The organism is Escherichia sp. 20412-1, from assembly GCF_003027595.1.
Taxonomy (GTDB): Bacteria; Pseudomonadota; Gammaproteobacteria; order Enterobacterales; family Enterobacteriaceae; genus Escherichia; species Escherichia marmotae.
On the sequence record NZ_PYQM01000119.1, the window covers coordinates 1 to 909 of the forward strand.

Below are 909 nucleotides of genomic sequence, written 5' to 3' on the forward strand. Positions count from 1 at the left end.
GCATTATAACGAATGGCATCCGCATAGTGCGTTGGGTTATCGCTCGCCACGGGAATATCTGCGGCAGCGGGCCTGTAATGGGTTAAGTGATAACAGATGTCTGGAAATATAGGGGCAAATCCAATTACAATGGTAATGGCTGGAACGCTGATGATATCGCATTAGCCGTTATTGCACATCCTGATGCTGATAACGCCATGCAGACTACTGCAACATTCGATAACTCCACGCTGATGGGCGATGTGTTCTTCTCAAGCAACTTTGATGAGAACTTCTTCCCACATGGCCGTGATAGCTATCGTGATGCTGACGGTGATGTAGATACTAACGGTTGGGATGGTACTGATCGTCTGGATCTGACCCTGAACAATGGCAGCAAGTGGGTTGGTGCAGCAATGTCTGCGCATCAGGTTGGTGTTGATACTGATAGTGATGGTGTAAATGACTCTTATACCTATGGTGTCAATACCGAAGCTACTGCAACTCTGATCGACATCGCTGCTAATAGCCTGTGGCCTTTATCAACGGTTGGTGTAGAAAACATCGACTCTGAATACAGCGAATTTGATCACATCATCGGTAACGAAGTTTACCAGAGCGGTCTGTTCAATGTGACCCTGAACACTGGTTCACAGTGGGATACCACCAAAACTTCTCTGATCGATACTCTGAGCATCAACAGTGGTTCAACTGTTAATGTTGCTGATTCAACGCTGATTTCTGACTCTATCTCTCTGACAGGTCTTTCTGCGCTGAACATCAACGAAGATGGTCATGTTGCAACTGTAGTGGCACACTAAATTTGGCCACCTGAACAGAGGTGATATGCTCACCTCAGAACAACACAGGTGCTCCAATGAAAAAAAGAAATTTCAGCGCAGAGTTTAAACGCGAATCCGCTCAACTGGT

The 909-nt window shown here is 46.1% G+C and carries 1 pseudogene; it reads left to right on the forward strand.

Features of this window, described 5'->3' with window-relative positions:
- Positions 1–119: 119 nt before the first annotated feature.
- Positions 120–785, forward strand: a pseudogene (locus C7B16_RS24265) (autotransporter outer membrane beta-barrel domain-containing protein); the annotation flags it as partial.
- Positions 786–909 lie beyond the last annotated feature (124 nt).